A 20,770-nucleotide genomic window follows, 5' to 3' on the forward strand; every position below is an offset into this window, starting at 1 on the left:
TTTTCTTGCACTTGATCGATGCGTATCCGCCGGCTTTTACCCCTGATCATACTGGTATGCCTGCTGTTAGTAGCGGCGGGCAGCTATATCTGGCTGGACCGCTGGCAGCGCCAGACGATATTTTCCGTAGAACTGGGCGATAGCCGCTGGTGGCGAGAGGCCCCGCAGGGAACCGAAGTGTTCGACATCACCCTGAAAAACGGTGAAAAGATACACAGTTGGTATATTGCCAATCCCAATCCTCAGGCCCCTTCCGTGCTCTATCTGCATGGTTCCCGCTGGAATCTTAACGGGAGCGTATTCCGTATTGAACGCTGGCTCGAGATGGGTTTTTCGGTTTTGGCCATCGACTACCGTGGGTTTGGGGAATCGAGCCATGTTCTACCGTCCCAGGGCACTGCAACGCAAGATGCCAACGCTGCCCTGCAGGAGCTTGCGCGCCGGCAACCCGACCCAGCACGCAGATTTGTATACGGACATAGCCTGGGAGGCGCGGTCGCTGTTGCGCTGGCAGTCCAAGCGGATCAGCCCGAGTTTGCCGGGCTGATTCTTGAATCTACATTTACCAGTATCGAGAGCATGATAGGTAACACCCGCTATGCTCACATACCAGGGCTGGCTATGCTGGTCACGCAACCCTTTAATTCGATCGGCACGATACAAAGTGTCAAAGTCCCGATTCTTTTCCTTCATGGAACTGCGGACTCGGTGGTTCCACACAGCATGAGCGATGCGCTGCGCGCAGCCGCCGAAAAGCCCAATGGACCACTGCGACGTGTTGTAAAGATAGAAGGTGCGTCGCATTCCGGGGCAAGTCGAAGCGGCGAAGCCTACGAAAATGCCATAAGGGAATTTATTGCTATGGGTGCACAGGCCAAGGGTGACGATGGCCTTGGCCGGAGGACGGCAACAGGGGAAAACCACTAGAGTTTTCCCGTGTACACGTGAAGCAGGCTATCTATACTCAGCCCACGCCCACTAATCCACAGGTCTCTTAATGCTGCCCTCACTAGATTTTTTAAGTACCCTTGCGCAACAACGCGGCGACGAAATCGCGATAGAAGATTCCAGCGCCCAAGTAAGCTATTCCGAACTATTGATCTCCGTCAATGCGCTGGCCGTAGCCCTTCAGGTGAAAGATCCGATTCCGGCCTCAAAGGTCGGTCTGTGTGCGGCCAACTCGATGGAATATATTGTCAGCATGTTGGCCATATTGGCTGCTGGAAAAACGCTGGTGCCCTTGAATTGCTACGGCACGTCAGAGCAGCTGCATCAAATACTGATCGATACCCACCCCTCTGCCATTATTGTGGACAAGCTTGGTGATGCCCTGATCAAAAGCGAAGATGAGTTAAAAATTCCGTTCTCACAATTTCCGGGGTTGGTACTGACTTATCGAGATCAGACACCGCAACGCCACGATGTAACCAGCGCCGAAAACTCCTGAAATTCGCAGTGCCTTTGTTATGCCTGATGCTCCTATAATGGCGCGCCTGCCCATCCGGCCCTTTTTTTACTACTACGGAATCACGACATGTCCCCTAACTCGCTTGATGATCTTGGCAAACTGATCCTCCGTCTGACGATCGGCATTTTGATCCTGTTCCACGGGGTGGCCAAGGTACTCAATGGCATTGGCCCTATTGAAAGCATGCTGGTGGCCCGCGGCATGCCGGCATTCATCGCCTGGGGGGCATATATTGGCGAAGTCATTGCTCCACTATTGGTGATTATCGGGTTTTACACGCGCGTGGGCGCCTTGCTGATTCTGGCGAACATGGTGGTTGCGATCGCACTTGCTCATAGCGGGCAATTGTTCCAGTTGGCCAACACTGGCGGCTGGCGCCTCGAGCTCCAGGGACTTTTTCTGTTTGGCAGCCTGGCCGTTGTCCTGTTGGGTGCTGGCCGCTTTAGCCTGGGCGGCAAAAACGGCCGCTGGAATTAAGCCACGATAGTGTCAAAGCGGCTCTGTTGATGAATTCCGCTCAACACAGGTCACCGCGCAAACCGCGCATTGGCCTGGTGCTGGGTAGCGGCTCTGCACGCGGATGGGCACACATCGGCGTAATACAGGTATTAGAACAAGCGGGCATTCGTCCCGACATAATCTGTGGCACTTCCATCGGAGCCCTCGTAGGCGCTGCTTATGCTGTTGGCGAATTGGACCGCTTCGAAAAATGGGTGCTTGGCCTGGGCATCAAAGACGTCGTATCGTTCATGGACGTTCGCTTGAATGGCGGCATGCTAAAAGGCGAACGTCTTATGGAATTCTTTCGGCGCAACTTCGTTGATCAGCCGATTGACGAGCTGGAAATCCCCTTCGGCGCCGTCGCGACCGTGCTGCATAATGGCAACGAGATATGGTTGCGCAGCGGTTCAACTGTCGATGCCGTACGGGCCTCGATCGCACTTCCCGGCCTATTTTCTCCGGTCTGGCACGAAGGACAGTTACTGGTCGATGGTGGGCTCGTAAATCCCGTGCCAGTTTCCCTCGCACGCGCGATGGGAGCCGACATAACGATAGCTGTCGAGCTTAATTCCGACATCATGGGCCGCCATACAGACCGCAGCCCGACCCCTGCAACGACGGGGACGGTGGGCTCTGAATGGATGAGAAAATTGCAGCTCAATTTAAGCTCTTTCCTTCCCGAATCGATTCCGCCGGAACAGCGACTGCCATCGATGCTTGATGTGGTGGCCGCAAGCATAAACATCATGCAAGTACGCATTACGCGCAGCCGCCTGGCTGGCGAGCCTGCCGACATCGTGATTTCGCCAAAACTCGCTCATTTAGGCCTGTTGGATTTTCACCGAGCCCAAGTGGCGATGGACGAGGGCCGCCGCGCTGCCCAGGCAAGCATACCGGGGCTTATCGAGCTAGGTTTGGCGCACTGAAAAGCCCAAGGTAAAACTGGGAGTTCCAAGATAAAGGTGACGCAACCGTTAAGAGAATAAAGCTGAACCTCATGCCTGCCGGACACCATGTACCGGCATCCCCGGATTACGACTGGAGGAGCGAATTTCTGATGAAATCGCTGGGCGTGATACCGAGGTTCCGCCTGAACATTGCGGTAAACGCGCTTTGGTTCTGGTATCCGAGATCGAGCGCAATACTCAAGACCTGCCGTCCTTCCGCCAACCATTCCAGGGCGATCAGCAGCTTGGCTTGTTGACGCCACTGCGAGAACGACATACCCAGTTCATGGACGAACAGACGGTGCAAGGTGCGTTGATCGTAGCCCAGATCCATGGCCCATTCTTGCAGGGTTTTCGTATCGTCAAGGTGTTCCTGGATATGTGTACAGATTCGCGCCAGACGGTGATCACGCGGGGTCGGCAAGTGCAGAGGCAGCGCGGACGACCCGTTGATTTGTTCGAGCAGCAGATCCATCAGCAAGGTGATTCGTGGGCACGAAACCGTTTGTGCCGGGGCGGCAGCGACTGCACTGATTAGCTCGCGAAACAGGGGCGAGACTGACAACATATAGCTTTGAGCTGGAAGATCTGGCTGAAATTCAGGATTGACAAACACCGAACGCAATTGCACCTTGCCCAACATGCGTACTTTATGCCTGACGTTAGGCGCCAACCACAGGGCGCGGCTAGGAGGGACCACCCAATGACCATCGGTGCTGGAAACTATCATTACGCCACTTAAGGCGAGTTTAAGCTCGCCCATCCCGTGCCCGAGACTGGAAAGCACGGTAGAGTCGGCGAAGTCTCGGCTGAGTCCGCCGACCAGTACACCGGTGCCAAGTGCAGCACCCGTATTAAGCTGCGACATCATAAGCGATACTTATCCCCTTGCACACCCTTCTGCCGCGGTATTGTTACACCGATTCTACTGGGGTCAGTACGTAAAGCCATGGAGGAAAACCCCCGCGAAAAACGGGGTTAGGAACCTTGACTTTTTGTACCGCGGGCAAGCTGTGTTTATCAGTACACGCCCGTAAACTGCTTCAAGACATCTGGGTTTTCAAGGGTCGACACGTCTTGTGTGACTTCCTGGCCTTCCGCTACCACACGCAATAAGCGTCTAAGGATTTTTCCGGATCGGGTTTTGGGCAGGTTATTTCCGAAGCGAATATCGCGCGGTTTGGCGATGGGACCGACCTCATTCGCCACCCAATCGCGCAACACTTGCGCCAGAGCTTCGGCCTTCTGACCTTCAGGAAGCTGTCCTTTGAGTATCACGAAAGCGACGATCGCTTCTCCGGTGGTCGCATCGGGGCGCCCTACCACCGCGGCTTCTGCGACGAGCTCATGCGCCACCAGAGCCGACTCGATTTCCGTCCCGCCAAGGCGATGCCCGGAAATGCTTAGAACGTCGTCTGTGCGGCCCATGATCCAGTAATAGCCGTCTTTATCCCGCTGCGCGTTATCGCCCGCCATGTAATAGCCTTTCAGCTCGGCAGGAAAGTAACTGCTTTTGAAACGCTCGGAGTCGCCCCATACGTTACGTATCATGGCAGGCCAAGGCCGTTTAATGACCAGATAGCCGCCGCGCCCGTTCGGGATATCGTTGCCCGCCTCGTCGACTATGCCTGCCGAAATACCCGGCAATGGAAAAGTGCATGAACCCGGTTTAAGCGGTGTGGCCCCGGGTAGCGGAGCCAAAATATGGCCGCCCGTCTCGGTTTGCCACCACGTGTCGACGATGGGGCAGCGCCCGGCGCCGACATTGTTGTGATACCAGATCCAGGCTTCAGGATTGATGGGTTCTCCGACCGAACCCAGTAAACGCAGACTGCTGAGGTCGAAGTTGCGCGGATGCGCAGCGCCTGCTGCTTGCGAAGCTTTAATCAACGAACGGATCGCCGTCGGCGCAGTATAGAAAATACTCACCTTATGGCGCTCGATCATTTCCCAGAAACGGCCAGCATGCGGGTAAGTAGGTATGCCTTCGAAGATTACTTGCGTCATACCTGCGGCAAGGATGCCGTAGGCGATATACGTGTGGCCCGTTACCCAGCCTACGTCGGCAGTACACCAGAAAACATCATTGGGCCGGGCATCGAATACCCATTTCGTGGTTAAGGACGCCCACAAAAGATATCCGGCTGAGGAATGCTGCACGCCCTTAGGCTTTCCTGTAGACCCCGAGGTGTATAGAATGAACAAAGGATGTTCGGCCTCGACAGCAACCGGTTCACAGGTCTCGGCTTGCCCAGCTTCAAGCTCGTGCAGCCATACGTCGCGGGCGTTGTCCCAGGCGACGTCTGTACCGGCGCGCTTATAGACGATAACTTTTTCGACGACGTCGCCGCCCTCTTCGGCCAGCGCTTCATCAACAGCCGTCTTCAATGGGATTGCACGGCCACCGCGCTGCTGCGCGTCGGCCGTGATAATAAGCCGTGCACCGACGTCGACAATACGCTGGTGCAGGCTTTTTGCCGAGAATCCGCCAAATACAACCGAATGCGTAATGCCCAAACGGGCACACGCTTGCATCGCCGCAATCGCTTCAATAGACATCGGCAAATAAATAATGGCCCGATCACCTTTGCCATAACCCAGTGATTTTAAGCCGTTGGCGATCCGGCATACACGAGCGTGGAGTGCACGGTAGGAAATAGTGCAGACTTGCCCGTCGTCAGCTTCGAAAATAATGGCGTTCTTGTCGCCATTGCCATTTTCAAGATGGACGTCCAGGCAATTTTCTGAAACGTTTAATTCACCGTCGTCGAACCAGGTATAGAAAGGCGCCCGTGATTCGTCAAGAATTCGAGTGAAGGGCTTGCTCCAGCGCAGATGTTCCTGAGCATGGCGGCCCCAGAAGCCCTCCGGATCCTGATCCGCCTCTTCACAGAGTGCCTTGTAATTTTCCATACCCGACACAGTGGCTCCAGCCACGGCGGAACGTCCCGGTGAAAACACGCGATTTTCCACGAGAATGGAATCAATGGTAGACGACATTGCATACACTCCTGCATTTACGGAGAAAGGGCTTAGGCGGCTGCACCAAGATAGCGATTCATGATCTCGGGCTGTTGTTGCAGCTCTTGGGTAGTACCGCCGAAGACGATATGGCCGGTGTTCAATAGGTAGCAACGGTCGGCCATGGATAACGCTGCAGCAACGTTCTGTTCGACAACGACTATCGTTCTGCCCTGTCGTGCAAGGCCTTGGCAGATAGTCATGAGATCGCGCACAATAAGCGGTGCGAGACCTTCGAACGGCTCGTCAAGCAAAATCAGGCGGGCATCGCGAATCATGGCGCGAGCAATCGCAACCATTTGCTGTTCCCCCCCCGACAGTTCACGCCCCTTGTTATTGCGCCGCTCATCCAGACGGGGAAAAGTACGGTAGATTTCCGCATAACTCAAAGGTTTCTTTGCCGTCATTGCCGCAAGCTGAAGGTTCTCGTGAACCGTGATGCCGCCGATGACTCGCCGCTCTTCAGGTACCAATTGAAGACCCAGTCGCGCGATCTGGTGAGCCGGCAACTGATGCGTGGGCGTCCCGTCAAACGAAATGGTGCCCGATTTGGGCGTCAGAGCGCCGGCGATGGTTTTGAGCAATGTGGACTTGCCTGCGCCATTTCGACCCAACAAGGCTACCACTTCGTTCTCTTGAACATTGAGCGACACATCGAACAGAATGTGAGAATCACCGTAATAGGTATTGATACCTTCGACTTCAAGCAAACTCATGATTCGTCTACGCCTCCAAGATAAGCTTCCTGAACTGCTTTGCTATTACGTATTTCCTCGGGCGTACCTTCTGCCAGGAAATTTCCGTCATACAAGACAGTGATTTTGTCGGCCAGTTCGAACATGGCGTCCATATCGTGCTCGACGATCAGGACAGTTCGCCCACGCCGTATGCTTTTTAGCAGCGCCACGGTCTGCACCCGCTCTTCGGGACTCATACCTGCCAGCGGTTCGTCAAGCAGGAGAACGTTCGCCCCGGTCGCCAGCGCCAGACCGATTTCGACCCGCCTTTTCTCGCCATAGGAAAGCTCGTGCACCAGCGTATCGGCCTTATGAGAAAGCTCGACGAGTTCGAGTGCCGCCTCGACCTGCGCGCCGTAGCCGCTGACACCGTTAAGACTGGACAAAGCATCGAAGCGGAAAGATCCACGTTGCTGGCCAAGCACCGACATCAGAATATTCTGGCGCACAGTCAGGGCATCGAAGAGCTCATTGACCTGATAGCTTTTACTCATGCCAAGCTGGCATACCTGCGTTACACCAATACCGGTGATATTGTCGCCCCGGAGAAAAACTTCGCCTGACGTGGGGGTGATCTCGCCTGCCAGCATTTTGAAGAAGGTCGATTTGCCCGCGCCATTAGGCCCGATGAGACCCCGCAACTCACCTTCCGCTATGGATATCGACACACCCTTGACCGCTTTAAGACCGCCGTAGTGCTTGGCGATATTATTGGCCTGTAACACGGGAGTGCCGGCTGGTAGAGATTTGGAGGCACGCATAAGTAGCTGCCTGCCATGGTGATGACCTGGATGCGCCCCGCCATTGCCAGTCGCTGTGGCACGGGTAAGGCGATTTGTCATGCGCTTATTACGCCACGCGATAAATTCGCCACAGATACCACGGCGGAAGACCGTGACCAGGATGACAAAGATAACGCCCAGTATCAGCCGCCAGTAGGCGCCCACGGAATCGACAAACTGCAGGACTTCGTACAGGTATAGCCATATCAAGGCGCCAAGCAATGGGCCAAATAACGTACCCGAGCCCCCCATTACGGTCTGGATGACGAGTTCAGCGGACGTATGAAGGTTGAACGCGTCGGGCGGCATATAACCTTGGAACAAGCCCAACAAACCGCCCGCCACACCGCCATAAGCGGCCGCGACGACGAACACTGCCAACTTGTATCGTTGGATTTTATGTCCCACCGCCATTGCGCGGGTGGGGTTACCGCGAATCGCAGTGAGCACCACACCAAAAGGCGACAAGGAAATGCGTCGAGCAATGATGAAACCAATGAAGAACATTCCGGCAAGGAAGGTATACATTGGCCAGCCAGGCTGGATCAATATGCTGTAAAAACCGAAGTCCAGCACAGGTTCAGGAATACCGGGTATCCCGTTCTCGCCGCCCGTCCAGTCGCGCAAGGGCCCGAATTCAAGGAAATAGATCATTTCCGCAAAAGCGAGAGTGCTCATGGCGAAATAAATGCCGCTACGCCGAAGAGTAAGGTAGCCAATCAGCAGACCCAATACTGAAGCTACCAGCATGGCGACCACAAGGGCGAGCAGCATGTTGGGAATCAGGCCTGTCGTCAACAAATAGGCGGTAACAAAACTTCCTGTTCCGTAGAAGGCCGCTTGCCCAAATGACAGCAAACCCGCGTACCCGAACAACAGATCGAAACCGAGGCCAAATAGTCCCCATATCAGGACACGGCCCAGCAAATCGGGGCCCGCACCTATGAGGGGTGCGAGGAACGGTGCCAAAGTCAGTACAACCGCGGTAAAGAACTCGACGCTGTACCGGCGACGCAGGCCGCCAGATGACGGCGCTGCGGGTACATTCTGCCCTTTGGACGAACCTGCGCTGGCGTCGATCGCCACTGAGTTATCTGTCTGGCTCATGCCCTACCCTCCACGCCCAAGAGCCCTTGAGGCCGCAAAATAAGAACTAACGCCATGGCTGCGAAAAGCATGACATCGGAATAAACAGGATTAACGAGAGAGGTGAGACTGAGTATTTGGCCGGCGATCAAGCCGCCCAGAATAGCGCCTGGAAATGATCCGACGCCGCCCAGCACCACGACTACAAACGACTGGATCAGGATGCGGAAGCCCATGTCGGGCACGATAGAGACAATGGGGGCGTATATGACCCCGGCGAAACCTGCCGCCGCGGCACCAACCCCAAACACGACCAGGAAAGCACGCTGAATGTTGATGCCCAGCAAGCGCACCATAAGCGCATCCTCAATTCCTGATCGAATGATCAACCCAAGACGGGTGCGATACAGCACCATCCAGCAAAGGCCCAGCGCCCCCGCCGCAATCGCTAATATCTGGATCCGATACAAGGGATAGACGACGAAACCCATGTCGACCACACCTTCGCCCCATGTCGGGATCGGTACTCGTTGGCCAACACCGCCATATATAGCGCGGATAATTTCCACCAACACGATGCTGATTCCGAACGTGACCAAAATTTGATCTTCGACCGGACGGTTGTAAAACCGCTTGATCAGCCCCCTTTCCATGATCAAACCGACGATCATGGCTGCCGCGGCACCCCCGGCGATGCTAAGGACAAACGAATCAGTGAATGTATATACAGAAAAGCCGGCATAAGCACCCACTACAAACAGCGCGCCATGCGCAAAGTTAATTACACCGAGCGTGCCGTAAATAATGGTCAGCCCTGCCGCAATGAGGGAGAGCAGCACCCCCAGCGCGAGACCGTTGAACACTTGTGACATGAATAGGCCCAGGCTAGGCATACGAGTCCCCCTCCTTATTTATAGTCGAGCGTAGTAAGTACGCTTATGCGGCAGGCGCCATCTTGCAGCCGGCGTATCCGACGGGCGGTAATGTAGCCACGCCATCAGCGACGGTAATAAGATCGACCAGATCGTCCTTATTCTTGATCTCGGAAGGCTTCTTGCCACGTACGACCGCAAAGTTAGCAGCACCGTCGTGGTCTTCAGCGCGGAAGTAAACGTCACCACCCATCGTGTGCGGACGCTTGTGGTTGACACTGTCTTCAAGGGCCTTGACGACTTCAGCGGGGTAAAAGGTACCCGCGCGTTCGACGGCGTCGGCCCACAAGAGCATGCTCATGTAAGCATTATGTTCGGGATCACGCGGTTTGCCGCCGAACTTGGCCTGATACGCGTCAACGAAATCTTTTGCAATTTCGTTGGTATCGGCCATGGTCCACCAGAAATCCATTGTGCCGAATACACCCTGCATGATTTCCGGCCCGACTTCTTCAAGCATGTATGCCGGCATATAAGGCACACACATCTTCATGTTTTTCAGGACACCAAACTGGTGCGCCTGCTTGGCAGAGTTGACCGCATCGGCGCCGTAGTCGAGATTGATGAGGATATCGGCGCCGCTATTGGCCACATTAAGCAGGTAAGCGCTGTAATCGGTTGCGCCCAGAGGATGGATTTGCGGCGAATTGATAGTCGTCCAGCCCTGCGCTTCGGTAAATTCGCGCATATGGTCATGAATCGAGTGTCCATAGTTGTAATCCGGCACCAGATAAATGGCTTTCATCTTTTTGCCGTAGGCTTCAGCAAGCGGCGGAGCAATGGCCTTTGCCGCGGTGTAAGCGTGGTGACACAAGCGGAAGCCATACCGCCGGCAATCTTTGCCAGTCGTGTCGCTGGAGCCGCTGATAATGGGAAAGTAAAGGGTCTTGGCCCGTTCGCAGGTGTTTTGCAGTGCAATCGCGACCGAGCTGCTGACGCTACCAGCGATCATCATGGCCTTGTCCTGGCGGATAAAGCGGGTGGCGGCCTGGACGGCGCTGTTCGGCTTGGTTTCGGCATCGCCAATCGCAAGAACCAGTTTTTTGCCGAGGATTCCGTTTTTCGTCAAAGGCGATACTTTTTTAATTCTGGGGTCGCCATTATTGATAAGTTCGGCGGCCAGCTCGAAGCCGCGCTTTTGCCCCGCGCCTTCTGCGGAATATGGGCCCGTCAGGTCGAGGGTGAGTCCCGCAACCACCGTATCGCCCGCTACGCCATCTGGATAGTTGCCCAGTTTGGGATAATCTTTCTTTTGCGCCGAAGCGGCAGAACTGTAGGCTCCTGGTACTAAAAGCCCCCCTGCTACCGTCGCCCCGGTCTTAAGAAAACCACGACGATTGGTGGAACCCGCCTCGATATTATGAATAATTGTCTCTTTCACTGGTACTCTCCTTTGAGTATTTCGGTAACGTTCGAATCCGTCTTCCGTCTTCTGCTGACAAGCTGCGCCCCTTCCCATAGGGGAATGGACACTTCCTGACTTAAGAAATATGCTCTGTCGCCGCGTCAATGCGTAGCGTTGAGCGTGTTTTTGTCTACCGGTTATTTCTAATTTTTAATGCAGCCGTGAGCATTGTTACGAATTGTTGTGCTTAAGGGCTGAACCGAGGTTATCAAAACAGCGGAGCATCGACTCATTCGAAACGGACATTAACTAGTGCGAATCAGACTATCGAAATAAAACAGAGGGTAAACGTGGAGAGTATCGGGGCCGAAAAAGCCTGTCTGTAAAGTCGGCAATAGGAACTCGGCCAATACGGCGATCAAGCCGACCCCGACTTTCAGCGAGGGCCGGATGACTTATCAAGACATCTCACGTCATGCGATTTTTCGATACGCGCGATGCCTTTAATCTGGCTCAGACCGGCAAGCTCGGATGAATCTATAGAGCCGGAAATGACGCCCAGCAGCGCCATTTCGTGATGAACGACCAATCCCACCGACCGGCAGCTTTCGACCACTTCGGCAAAGTGGTCCCGGCAGGCCTCGTCGATAAGGATAGAAATAACAATCTGGGTCATGACATTACTCGGGAAATATTAGGGCGCCTGTATGAGGCCGGCTCCGACGTCACGCGACGGCAACGGTAGACGTCGCGCATTCTGTAGAACGATGTTCAACAAGGCGCGGCCCCGTGTTTCCGGGTGGGCCTGCGCATGCAAGGCGGTTATCCCCGCAACAAAAGGAGTGGCCATGCTTGTTCCACTGATGGTGTTATGCAGTCTAGGGGCTGGCCACGACGAAAAGATGGCAACCCCCGGAGCGGCGACATCGACCTGCCCTCCGTCAGGCACCAGGCCACCGCATGAAAATGGTGCAATGTCCAGCGACCTATCCACTGCCGCAACAGCCAGTATGGAAGGGCAATTGGCGGGATGGGAAACCGGTGCAATCGATTCTGGGCGCTCACTGTCATTGCCTGCAGCAGCAATGATCACCGTGCCGGCTGTCAGCGCTCGCTTGGCGACTTCTTCGAAGATAGTGGAATACGTTTCCCCAGTTGCTACCGTGCTGCCCAATGACATGGAGACAATCTGGCACTTGTTTTCGACCGCCCAGTTAATGCCATCGAGCACCCCGCCATCCGAGCCCGCGCCCTGATTGCCCAAGACTTTCCCAATAAATAATTCGGCCTCGCTGGCAACACCATACCGAGGAGACGAGCCAGGACTTTCAGGCCCGGCCGCAATACCAACGCAATGCGTGCCGTGCCCATTTCCGTCTTGCGCCGGCTCCCCCTCGACAAAAGAACGCGCTTCAATGCGCCGGCCGGAGAAATCTGGATGTTTAAGGTCCAGACCAGTATCCAGTACGGCCAAACGCACACCCTTTCCTGTATAGGATGAGAGGTCTGAGCGAGTGGCCTGAACGCCCCATGTAACCGCCGTCTCGTCAAGCGCCTGTCGCGGCACAGGAGGCGCTTCCACATCGTGGCGCGCCAGAGCGCGATCCACCAGGTCGTTCACCGCGTCACGATACCCTTTCAGATAACTCGCTGTTGGGGCGTCGCCGGATTCGACTGGAGCAGGAATACCGACCTCTTGCCGCGCCCCGATCGCATAAACCCGTCGTTCCGGCTCGATCGCAAGAATGGTCCCATCGCCGTTCTTGACGGCCATATCAATCAATTTATGGGTGGCGGGGGCGCAGCGAACCACGGCTACGCCTATGCTTTCGAAGACAATGGCACACTCAGGCGGCAACTTGGATTGACGGCTTGCATCGTCGTCAGTTTGCGCGGACATCGCAATATCGACCCCGGTCATTTCGCGCAAAGCCTTGAGCGATTCCTGTGGCCGGTCTTGGCGCAACAGCACGAGGTAGCGACCGGTGTCGCCAGTATTGGAATTCGAGGGCGGTTGCGGATCGACGCCCCCACCTCGCGCGGTTGGCTTAAGAGATGCAGGCTTCTTTGACGATTTATCTGCTTTTGGCATACACGGTCTCCTGACAGATCGTGCAAGCAGACGCAATACAGAACGATTGCCCCGCTTGCTGCCTATAGCATGCGAGTCCTAAGGAGCGGAGTCAACCCCTTTAGGCTATCCGAAACGTCCGGTAATGTAGTCTTCTGTTTCTTTACGTCCGGGTTTGACGAAAATCTGGTCGGTCTCCCCGAACTCCATGAGCTCACCCAAGTACATATATGCCGTGTAATCGGAACAACGTGCCGCTTGCTGCATGTTGTGGGTCACGATGACAACCGTATACTCGGACTTGATCTCAGCGATAAGTTCTTCAATCTTGGCGGTAGAAATAGGGTCCAGAGCCGAGCATGGTTCATCAAGCAATAAAACTTCTGGCTTGATTGCCACGCCACGCGCAATGCAAAGCCGTTGCTGTTGCCCACCCGACAGACTGTTTCCACTTTGATTCAGCTTGTCTTTGACTTCGTTCCATAAGGCTGCCTTGGTTAATGCCCATTCGACCCGCTCTTCCATCTCGCCCTTGCTAAGCTTTTCGAATAGACGCACGCCGAAGGCGATGTTGTCGTAAATGCTCATGGGAAATGGAGTGGGCTTTTGGAATACCATGCCAATTTTGGCCCGGATAAGCGAGATATCGGTTTTTGATGAAAGCAGGTTCTCGCCGTCCAGATTGATTTCACCCTCGGCGCGCTGGCCCGGATAAAGTTCGAACATACGGTTAAACGTGCGCAGCAGTGTCGATTTGCCGCAACCGGAAGGACCAATGAATGCCGTAACCTTGTTTTCCCTGATAGACAGATTAACGTCCTTGATGGCTTGGAATTTGCCATAATAAAAATTCAGGTTCTTGACTTCCAGCTTGACACGTTCGGGGGGTGTAGAGATCGGCATAATAAATTCCCGGCAGAAAGCGCAGCGCTTTCTGCCCACATATGTTATTTACGGAAAAGGCTGCGAGCGGCGATATTGATGCCCAGCACCAGCAAAGTAATGAGTACGGCGCCGGCCCATGCCAGGCGATTCCAGTCTTCGAAGGGACTGGCTGCGTATTGGAAGATGACCACGGGCAGATTGGCGATGGGCGCGTTCATGTTCACGGACATGAACTGGTTGTTCAGAGCAGTAAACAACAACGGAGCTGTTTCACCGGAAATTCGTGCGATTGCCAGCAAAACCCCAGTGATAATGCCAGAGCGCGCTGCACGGTAGGAGATATCCATCACGATACGCCATTGCGGGCATCCCAGCGCGGCAGCGGCCTCGCGCAAACTGTTGGGAACCAGCAATAACATATTATCGGTCGACCTGACGACCACTGGAATAACCAGTATGGCGAGCGCTAACGCACCGGCCCATCCAGAATAGTGGCCGACCTGCGCCACATAAGTGGCATAAATGAACAGGCCGATAATAATCGACGGCGCCGACAGGAGAACGTCGTTCAGGAAGCGCGTGGCCGGTGCCAGCCAGCCGCGCTGGCCATATTCAGCAAGGTAAGTTCCTGCCAATATGCCGATGGGGGTGCCGATAAGCGTGCCCACCGCAGCCATCATGACACTGCCCAGGATGGCGTTGAGCAGGCCGCCGTCGGCTCCTGGAGGCGGCGTGCTTTCAGTCAGCAAAGTCAGCGACAGGGCCGAACCGCCCTTTACGAAGAGTGTCAGAATAATCCAGCACAGCCAGAACAAGCCAAACACCACGGTTGCGCCAGACAGGCCCAGCAGCACCTTGTTCACGATTTGCCGCCTTCTGTAGACGGGGTTAGATAAATTAACGATGGAATCGGAATTGAACATAGCGTGTTGCTCGGTTAGTGCGAAGTTCCTTCAGCCTTGGCCAGGCGAAGAAGCAGAAGTTTCGAGAAAGCCAGCACTACAGTGGTAATCAGGAAAAGAATAAGGCCCAGCTCAAGTAAAGCTGCTTTTTGCATACCGCCAGCTTCGTTGAACTCGTTGGCCAAGGCAGAAGCAATGGAATTGGAGGGCGAAAAAATCGACGAAGGCAAATTGAAGGCGTTACCAATGACAAAGGTTACCGCCATCGTCTCGCCCAAAGCGCGACCCAGGCCCAGCATGATGCCCCCGATGACTCCGGTTTTTGTGTAGGGCAGGACCACCTGCCAGATCACTTCCCAAGTCGTTCCGCCCAACCCATAGGCAGATTCTTTCAGCAAGGGCGGAACCAAATCGAAGACATCACGCATGACGGCAGTAATGAAAGGAATGACCATAATGGAAAGGATCAGTCCGGCGGTAAACACCCCAATACCAAATGGGGGCCCGGCAAAGGCATCACCCAGCAAAGGTACACCTTCGAAAAAATCGATCACATAGGGCTGCACGTATTGTTGGAACAGCGGCACAAATACAAACAAACCCCACATACCGTAGATAATGGAGGGGATAGCGGCCAGCATTTCAATCGCAGTCCCCAGCGGGCGGCGTAGCCACACCGGCGAGAGTTCGGTAAGAAACATGGCAATGCCGAACGACACCGGCACGGCTATCACCAGGGCGATGGCAGAGGTCAACAAGGTTCCGGTGATGGGCACCAGGGCGCCGTACACATTCTGCACGGGGTCCCAATTATTGGTCCACAAGAACGCAATTCCGTGGGCGGCAATCGATTCGCGGCTGCCATAAATGAGCGACGCCATAATGGCGCCCAGTAGCAAGAAGACTAGAAACGCAAAGGTTCGCGTAAGGTTCTTGAACAGCAGGTCCATCAGCGCGTTCTGATTTTTTTTCATGTCGTTTCTATTGCGATTCTCGGTTGAACCAGTAATGTAAGCAAGGTAGTACTGAAGGTATATGACCGAGATGTATCAGCATAATCTCTACGCAACAAAGACGGTGCCATCTTCACGGCACCGTCTTTGTCAGGTGTATCGGGGTATGGAAACCCTGATTTTACCCATTACTTCCAGACTGCGGAGCCGTCGGTCGCTTTGATTTCAGTTTTCCACAAATCGGCGATCTGATTTGTCACGTTATCAGGCATCGGCACATAGTCCAGTTCTTCGGCAAGCTTGTCGCCGTTCTTGAAGGCCCAGTCAAAGAAAGCAAGCGTTTCCTTGGCGTTTGCAGGCTTGTCCTGTTTCTTGTGGACCAGGATGAAACTGGCCGATGTAACAGGCCAGGATTCAGCGCCGGGCTCTTCAGTCAAGACTACGCCCATACCAGGCGCGCTCTTCCAGTCGGCATTGGCAGCGGCAGCAGCAAAAGCGGCTTGTGTAGGCTGTACAAACTGGCCGTCTTTATTCTGCAGTTGCGTCCAGGAAAGATTGTTTTGCTTGGCATAGGCGTACTCGACGTAGCCGATGGAGTTCTTGAGCTGGCGAACGTACGCTGCCACCCCTTCGTTACCCTTGCCGCCCTGACCAGTAGGCCACTTCACGGCCTTGCCTTCACCGACTTTTTCTTTCCAGGCCGGAGATACCTTGGACAGGTAGTTGGTCCAGCCAAACGTGGTGCCCGAGCCGTCGGAACGGTGTACAACAATGATAGACGCGCTTGGCAGCTTCACGTCGGGATTCATCGCCTTAATGGCAGCGTCGTCCCATTTAGTGATCTTGCCCAGGAAGATGTCAGCGATGACAGGACCCGACAACTTCAACTCGCCCGGTTTAACGCCGTTGACGTTAATGACGGGCACCGTACCGCCAACTATGGCCGGAAATTGGAGCAAGCCGTTTTTTTCCAGCGCGTCGGCCTTCATTGGATCATCGGAGGCGCCGAAATCAACCGTCTTGGCGATGATTTGTTGTTGACCGCCGCCCGAACCAATGGATTGGTAATTAATACGGTGGCCGGTTTCCTTCTGGTATTGAGCAGCCCATTTAGCGTAAATCGGGTATGGGAACGAAGCCCCTGCACCTGTAATGTCGGCAGCATGCACGGACAGCGATGCTGCAGCGAAAGCCACACCGACCGAAATTTGTAATAAAGCGCGTTTAAACATAGAGGATTCCTCTTGACCTGATAGCTAGTTGAAAGACAGGTGAACCTGCACAAACACTATATTAAGAACTTAATATTACATGTTCGTGACAATGAATGAGATCGCCTGTACTTACATGAATTAGCCCAGTGTTTCCATCAGGTGGTCATGGAGATTGAAGGGTTTGCCGCGGCCCTTCACCTTGGTGTAGCTTCCGTTCGGAAGCGCACGCCAGGCTAGCTGGTTATCGCGCAACGCATAAGTGAATGATTCGTTGATCACCCGCCTTTTCAGCACCTTGTCGAGAATGGGGAAAGCGATTTCCACGCGCCGGAAAAAATTACGGTCCATCCAGTCGGCCGACGATAGATAGACATGTTCAGCGCCGTCGCTGTAAAAGTAGAATACTCGCGAATGTTCTAGAAACTGACCAATGACGGATCGCACACGAATGTTATCGGATAATCCCTCGACGCCTGCACGCAAGGCACAAGCGCCGCGAACGACGAGATCGATTTTAACGCCTGCTTGGCTTGCTTTGTAAAGCGCATCGATAATACTGGGCTCAAGCAAAGAATTCATTTTGGCCATGACGCGCGCTTTTTTCCCCGCCTTGGCATTCACCGCTTCGTTACGAATCAGAGCCAACATGGTTTCGTGAAGGGTAAAGGGCGACTGCAATAACAGTTTCAGTGGCCGACGCGCACCCAATCCGGTTAACAGGGAGAAGACTTTATCCATGTCCTCGCAAATTTTTTGATCTGCGGTAAGCAAGCCGAAGTCGGTATAAAGCCTGGCCGTGCGCGGGTGATAATTTCCAGTACCCAGATGACCATAACGGCGGATGCTTCCGCTCTCGCGACGCAATACCAATAACATTTTGGCGTGTGTCTTGTGCCCTACTACGCCATAGCTAACGTGCGCGCCGACTTCTTCCAATTTAGCGGCCCAGTTAATGTTAGTCTGCTCGTCGAACCGCGCCATAAGTTCTACGACTACCGTCACCTCTTTACCGGCTTTGGCTGCCGCGACCAACAGCCGCATCAGTTCGGAATCCTCGCCCGTACGGTAGATCGTCTGCTTGATAGCGACGACAGATGGGTCGAGCGCCGCCGCAGTCAAGAAATTGAGCACCGGCTGAAATGATTGGTAGGGATGATGCAGTAGGCGGTCCTTCTGAGCGATGGCAACGAAGATTTCTTCAGGCTTGTCTAGTGCTGTATCAAAAGGTGGCGGGATGCGAGGACGATAATCTGAAAACAAGAGCTCCGGCCGCTCGATGACATTGCATAGTTGCATCAGGCGCGACAAATTGACCGGACCGCTTACGCGATAGGTATCCGGTGCCTTAAGATGGAATTCTTTCTGAAGAAATACCGCCAGATCTCCAGGCATGACATGATCAATTTCCAGGCGCACGGCAGCACCGAAATTGCGCTGCGATAATTCACCTTGCAAGGCTAGCCGCAAATTGGTAATTTCTTCTTCGTCTACAAATAGGTCACTGTTGCGTGTCACGCGCCACTGAAAACAGCCTTTGATTTCAAGTCCGGGGAAGAGCTCGGACACAAAGGCACTGATCAGCGCCGTCAGCAATATGTAACCGTGAGGTATTCCCGATATTTCGGTCGGTACCTTGATTACGCGAGGCAGCGCGCGGGGTGCTTGCACGATGGCGATCGAGGCGCTGCGACCAAAGGCGTCCTGTCCATGCAGGGCCACGATGAAATTCAGGCTTTTGTTCAAGACTCGTGGAAAAGGATGCGCCGGATCGAGGCCGATAGGCGTCAACATCGGCATGACGTCCCTGAAGAAACCCGCCTGCGCCCACGCGCGAAGCTCTTCGCTCCATTCGGGAGGATCCAGTAAGGCGATTCCTTCGATTCGCAGCTTGGGAAGTACGTCGTGGGTCAACAGAGAATTTTGTCGCTCAACCAGTTCATGAGCCGCCGCTTGGACCCGTTCGAACGCCTCGCCGGGCGTGTAGCCGTCAGTCCCAACCTGCTCAGGATTCTGGCGCTGCTGCTCTTTGAGACTGGCAATACGGATCTCGAAGAACTCGTCTAGATTAGAACTGACAATACAAAGGTAACGAAGCCGTTCTAGTAAAGGCGTTGAACGATTCTCGGCCATGGCGAGAACCCGCTCATTAAACTTGAGCAGAGCTAATTCCCGATTGAGCAAAGTGGGATTAGACAACAAAGGGAGCATGAATTTTCCGTGCAGGAGTATAACGTAATGTTTTACTTCATTTTTATTACAGTTAAGTGACAATCGCGCAGATAGCGATTCAAGCCTCAATACTATCAAACAACGCAATTAGATCGATTGTTTTGCTGATTTGACCGCCGCAGGCGAACACAGTCCTTATAATCCTAGGGTATTCACCCACTATCAGCCAAAAAATGGACTACTTACTCGCCGCTGTTGACCTTGGTTCGAACAGCTTCCGGCTCTCTATCGGGCGGGTCGTACAACGAGAAGGCAATGCCCAGATCTATGCCATCGACCGACTCAAAGAGTCAGTAAGGCTGGCCGCCGGGCTCGACGAAAACAACGTAATTTCCGAAGAAGCTATTCAGCGAGCCGTTACGATTCTTAAACGTTTTGGCGAACGGCTTAGCGGTTTTCATCCTAATCGCGTCAGGGCGGTGGCCACCAATACCTTTCGCATTGCGCGCAATGTGGCGGAAATTCTGCCGCGTGCCGAAGAAGCCCTGGGCTTTCCTATTGAGGTAATTGCCGGGCAGGAAGAAGCGCGACTGATTTTTTCGGGTATTACCAATGAGCTTCCGCCATCGACGAATCGCAGGCTGATGATTGATATTGGTGGCGGCTCGACAGAGGTGATTATTGGCAAAGGCTTTCAACCCTTGCATATGTCGTCCTTGTACATGGGTTGCGTCAGCTACACCCGCCAGTTTTTCCCCGACGGTCGGATTACCGAAGCGCGCATGCAACAAGCGCAGTTGGCCGCCCGCCGAGAACTCGAAGGCATTTCCAAGCTGTATTGCAGGACGGGTTGGCAGGAAGCCTATGGTTCCTCAGGTACCGCCAAGGGAATTCTGGCCGTTCTTATCGAAGGCGGCATGTCCAAGAAGGGCATTACCCTTGATGGCATGGAGCAGTTAAAAGCCAAGCTAGTAAAAGATGGCAAGGTAATCATGAGTGAACTTCCGGGTCTGAAAAATGATCGCGCGCTGGTACTGGCGGGCGGTCTGGCCATCATGATGGCAGCATTCCAGGAGCTGAAAATCAAGATGATGATGCCCGGTGAAGGTGCCTTAAGGGTAGGCGTTCTGTACGACTTGCTCGGTCGCGATTCCCATCATGACAAACGCGACGAGACAGTACGCCAGTTCCTGAAACGGTACCATGTCGACATACGCCAGTCGGCCAGGGTCAAACGTGCGTCGTTGGATTTCTTTCAACAGCTTCAGTTGACGGACGGCACGGAAACTCAGGAACTGGAACGGACACTTGGCTGGGCCGCCGACTTGCATGAAATCGGCATCAGCATTGCGCACTCCGATTACCACAAGCACAGTGCCTACATCCTTGAACACGCCGACATGCCGGGATTCTCAAATGACGATCAAGCGCGCCTCGCCATGTTTACGTTGGGACACATGGGCAAGGTCAATAAGCTTCAGGTGCTTGAGCCGACCCGCGCAAAATGGTTGACTTTGCTGTGTTTGAGGCTTGCCGTCTTGGTATCGCGGCGGCGGGATAATACGGGATCGTTGCCTATTACCGTGAAGGCCAATGGCAAAAGCGTGCAGATCAGCGCCGATCGATCGTGGCTCCAGGCCCATCCCCTGACCGAGTTCTCGCTAAAGGCCGAGAAACATGAATGGGAAAAGGCGGGTTTCAATTTCGAGCTGATCGAAACCTGAATACTGCCTGGTTACGACTGACACGACCTGCTG

The 20,770-nt window shown here is 54.3% G+C and carries 18 protein-coding genes; 5 read left to right on the plus strand and 13 right to left on the minus strand.

Features of this window, described 5'->3' with window-relative positions; translation table 11 throughout:
- Positions 1-18: 18 nt before the first annotated feature.
- The 4 genes from EKL30_RS08820 (at position 19) to EKL30_RS08835 (ending at position 2,895) form a co-directional block, all read left to right on the plus strand.
- Positions 19-927 carry an alpha/beta hydrolase gene (locus EKL30_RS08820; RefSeq protein WP_126706842.1) on the plus strand — a complete coding sequence of 303 codons (909 nt, stop codon included), beginning with the start codon at positions 19-21 and terminating at the stop codon, positions 925-927.
- A gap of 70 nt (positions 928-997) precedes the next feature.
- On the plus strand, positions 998-1,447 hold the full coding sequence (locus EKL30_RS08825) for an AMP-binding protein (RefSeq protein WP_126706843.1): 450 nt from the start codon (positions 998-1,000) through the stop codon (positions 1,445-1,447).
- Between the two features lie 87 nt (positions 1,448-1,534).
- Positions 1,535-1,945 carry a DoxX family protein gene (locus EKL30_RS08830; protein WP_126706844.1) on the plus strand — a complete coding sequence of 137 codons (411 nt, stop codon included), beginning with the start codon at positions 1,535-1,537 and terminating at the stop codon, positions 1,943-1,945.
- 29 nt (positions 1,946-1,974) lie between these two features.
- On the plus strand, positions 1,975-2,895 hold the full coding sequence (locus tag EKL30_RS08835) for a patatin-like phospholipase family protein (protein WP_126706845.1): 921 nt from the start codon (positions 1,975-1,977) through the stop codon (positions 2,893-2,895).
- A 106-nt stretch (positions 2,896-3,001) separates the two neighbouring features.
- Here the strand turns inward: EKL30_RS08835 and EKL30_RS08840 are convergent, their stop codons facing one another.
- The 13 genes from EKL30_RS08840 to ppk1 all read right to left on the minus strand — a co-directional run bounded on the left by EKL30_RS08840 (position 3,002) and on the right by ppk1 (position 19,052).
- Positions 3,002-3,787 carry a helix-turn-helix domain-containing protein gene (locus EKL30_RS08840; RefSeq protein WP_126706846.1) on the minus strand — a complete coding sequence of 262 codons (786 nt, stop codon included), beginning with the start codon at positions 3,785-3,787 and terminating at the stop codon, positions 3,002-3,004.
- A gap of 149 nt (positions 3,788-3,936) precedes the next feature.
- The gene (gene acs / locus EKL30_RS08845; RefSeq protein WP_126706847.1) at positions 3,937-5,916 is read right to left on the minus strand and encodes an acetate--CoA ligase; all 1,980 of its coding nucleotides are present in this window, start codon (positions 5,914-5,916) and stop codon (positions 3,937-3,939) included.
- Positions 5,917-5,948: 32 nt separating this feature from the next.
- Positions 5,949-6,653: an ABC transporter ATP-binding protein gene (locus EKL30_RS08850; protein WP_126706848.1), complete on the minus strand. Its 705-nt coding sequence runs from the start codon at positions 6,651-6,653 to the stop codon at positions 5,949-5,951.
- On the minus strand, positions 6,650-8,563 hold the full coding sequence (locus tag EKL30_RS08855; RefSeq protein ID WP_126706849.1) for an ATP-binding cassette domain-containing protein: 1,914 nt from the start codon (positions 8,561-8,563) through the stop codon (positions 6,650-6,652). Before EKL30_RS08855 ends, EKL30_RS08850 begins: the two co-directional genes overlap by 4 nt.
- A complete protein-coding gene (locus tag EKL30_RS08860; protein WP_126706850.1) occupies positions 8,560-9,435 on the minus strand; it encodes a branched-chain amino acid ABC transporter permease in 876 nt (291 codons plus the stop codon). The genes EKL30_RS08855 and EKL30_RS08860 overlap by 4 nt, the downstream gene beginning before the upstream one ends.
- 43 nt (positions 9,436-9,478) lie before the next feature.
- A complete protein-coding gene (locus EKL30_RS08865) occupies positions 9,479-10,855 on the minus strand; it encodes a substrate-binding protein (protein ID WP_233582949.1) in 1,377 nt (458 codons plus the stop codon).
- A 400-nt stretch (positions 10,856-11,255) separates the two neighbouring features.
- Positions 11,256-11,495, minus strand: coding sequence for a ketohydroxyglutarate aldolase (locus tag EKL30_RS08870; protein ID WP_126706852.1), 240 nt, complete (start codon positions 11,493-11,495; stop codon positions 11,256-11,258).
- 18 nt (positions 11,496-11,513) lie between these two features.
- Positions 11,514-12,911, minus strand: a complete 1,398-nt coding sequence (locus EKL30_RS08875; RefSeq protein ID WP_199748516.1) for a S8 family serine peptidase — start codon at positions 12,909-12,911, stop codon at positions 11,514-11,516.
- 105 nt (positions 12,912-13,016) lie between these two features.
- Positions 13,017-13,793, minus strand: a complete 777-nt coding sequence (gene pstB, locus EKL30_RS08880) for a phosphate ABC transporter ATP-binding protein PstB (RefSeq protein ID WP_126706853.1) — start codon at positions 13,791-13,793, stop codon at positions 13,017-13,019.
- Positions 13,794-13,837: 44 nt separating this feature from the next.
- Complete coding sequence (gene pstA, locus EKL30_RS08885) at positions 13,838-14,698, minus strand: phosphate ABC transporter permease PstA (protein ID WP_126706854.1); 861 nt, start codon at positions 14,696-14,698, stop codon at positions 13,838-13,840.
- 14 nt (positions 14,699-14,712) lie between these two features.
- Positions 14,713-15,651: a phosphate ABC transporter permease subunit PstC gene (pstC, locus tag EKL30_RS08890; protein WP_126706855.1), complete on the minus strand. Its 939-nt coding sequence runs from the start codon at positions 15,649-15,651 to the stop codon at positions 14,713-14,715.
- Between the two features lie 167 nt (positions 15,652-15,818).
- Positions 15,819-16,862, minus strand: a complete 1,044-nt coding sequence (gene pstS / locus EKL30_RS08895; RefSeq protein WP_126706856.1) for a phosphate ABC transporter substrate-binding protein PstS — start codon at positions 16,860-16,862, stop codon at positions 15,819-15,821.
- A gap of 120 nt (positions 16,863-16,982) precedes the next feature.
- A complete protein-coding gene (gene ppk1, locus EKL30_RS08900; protein WP_126706857.1) occupies positions 16,983-19,052 on the minus strand; it encodes a polyphosphate kinase 1 in 2,070 nt (689 codons plus the stop codon).
- A 194-nt stretch (positions 19,053-19,246) separates the two neighbouring features.
- On the opposite strand from ppk1, the gene ppx reads away from it, so the two are divergent.
- A complete protein-coding gene (ppx, locus tag EKL30_RS08905) occupies positions 19,247-20,737 on the plus strand; it encodes an exopolyphosphatase (RefSeq protein ID WP_126706858.1) in 1,491 nt (496 codons plus the stop codon).
- Positions 20,738-20,770 lie beyond the last annotated feature (33 nt).

It is taken from the genome of Candidimonas sp. SYP-B2681, assembly GCF_003971065.1.
GTDB lineage: Bacteria > Pseudomonadota > Gammaproteobacteria > Burkholderiales > Burkholderiaceae_B > Pollutimonas.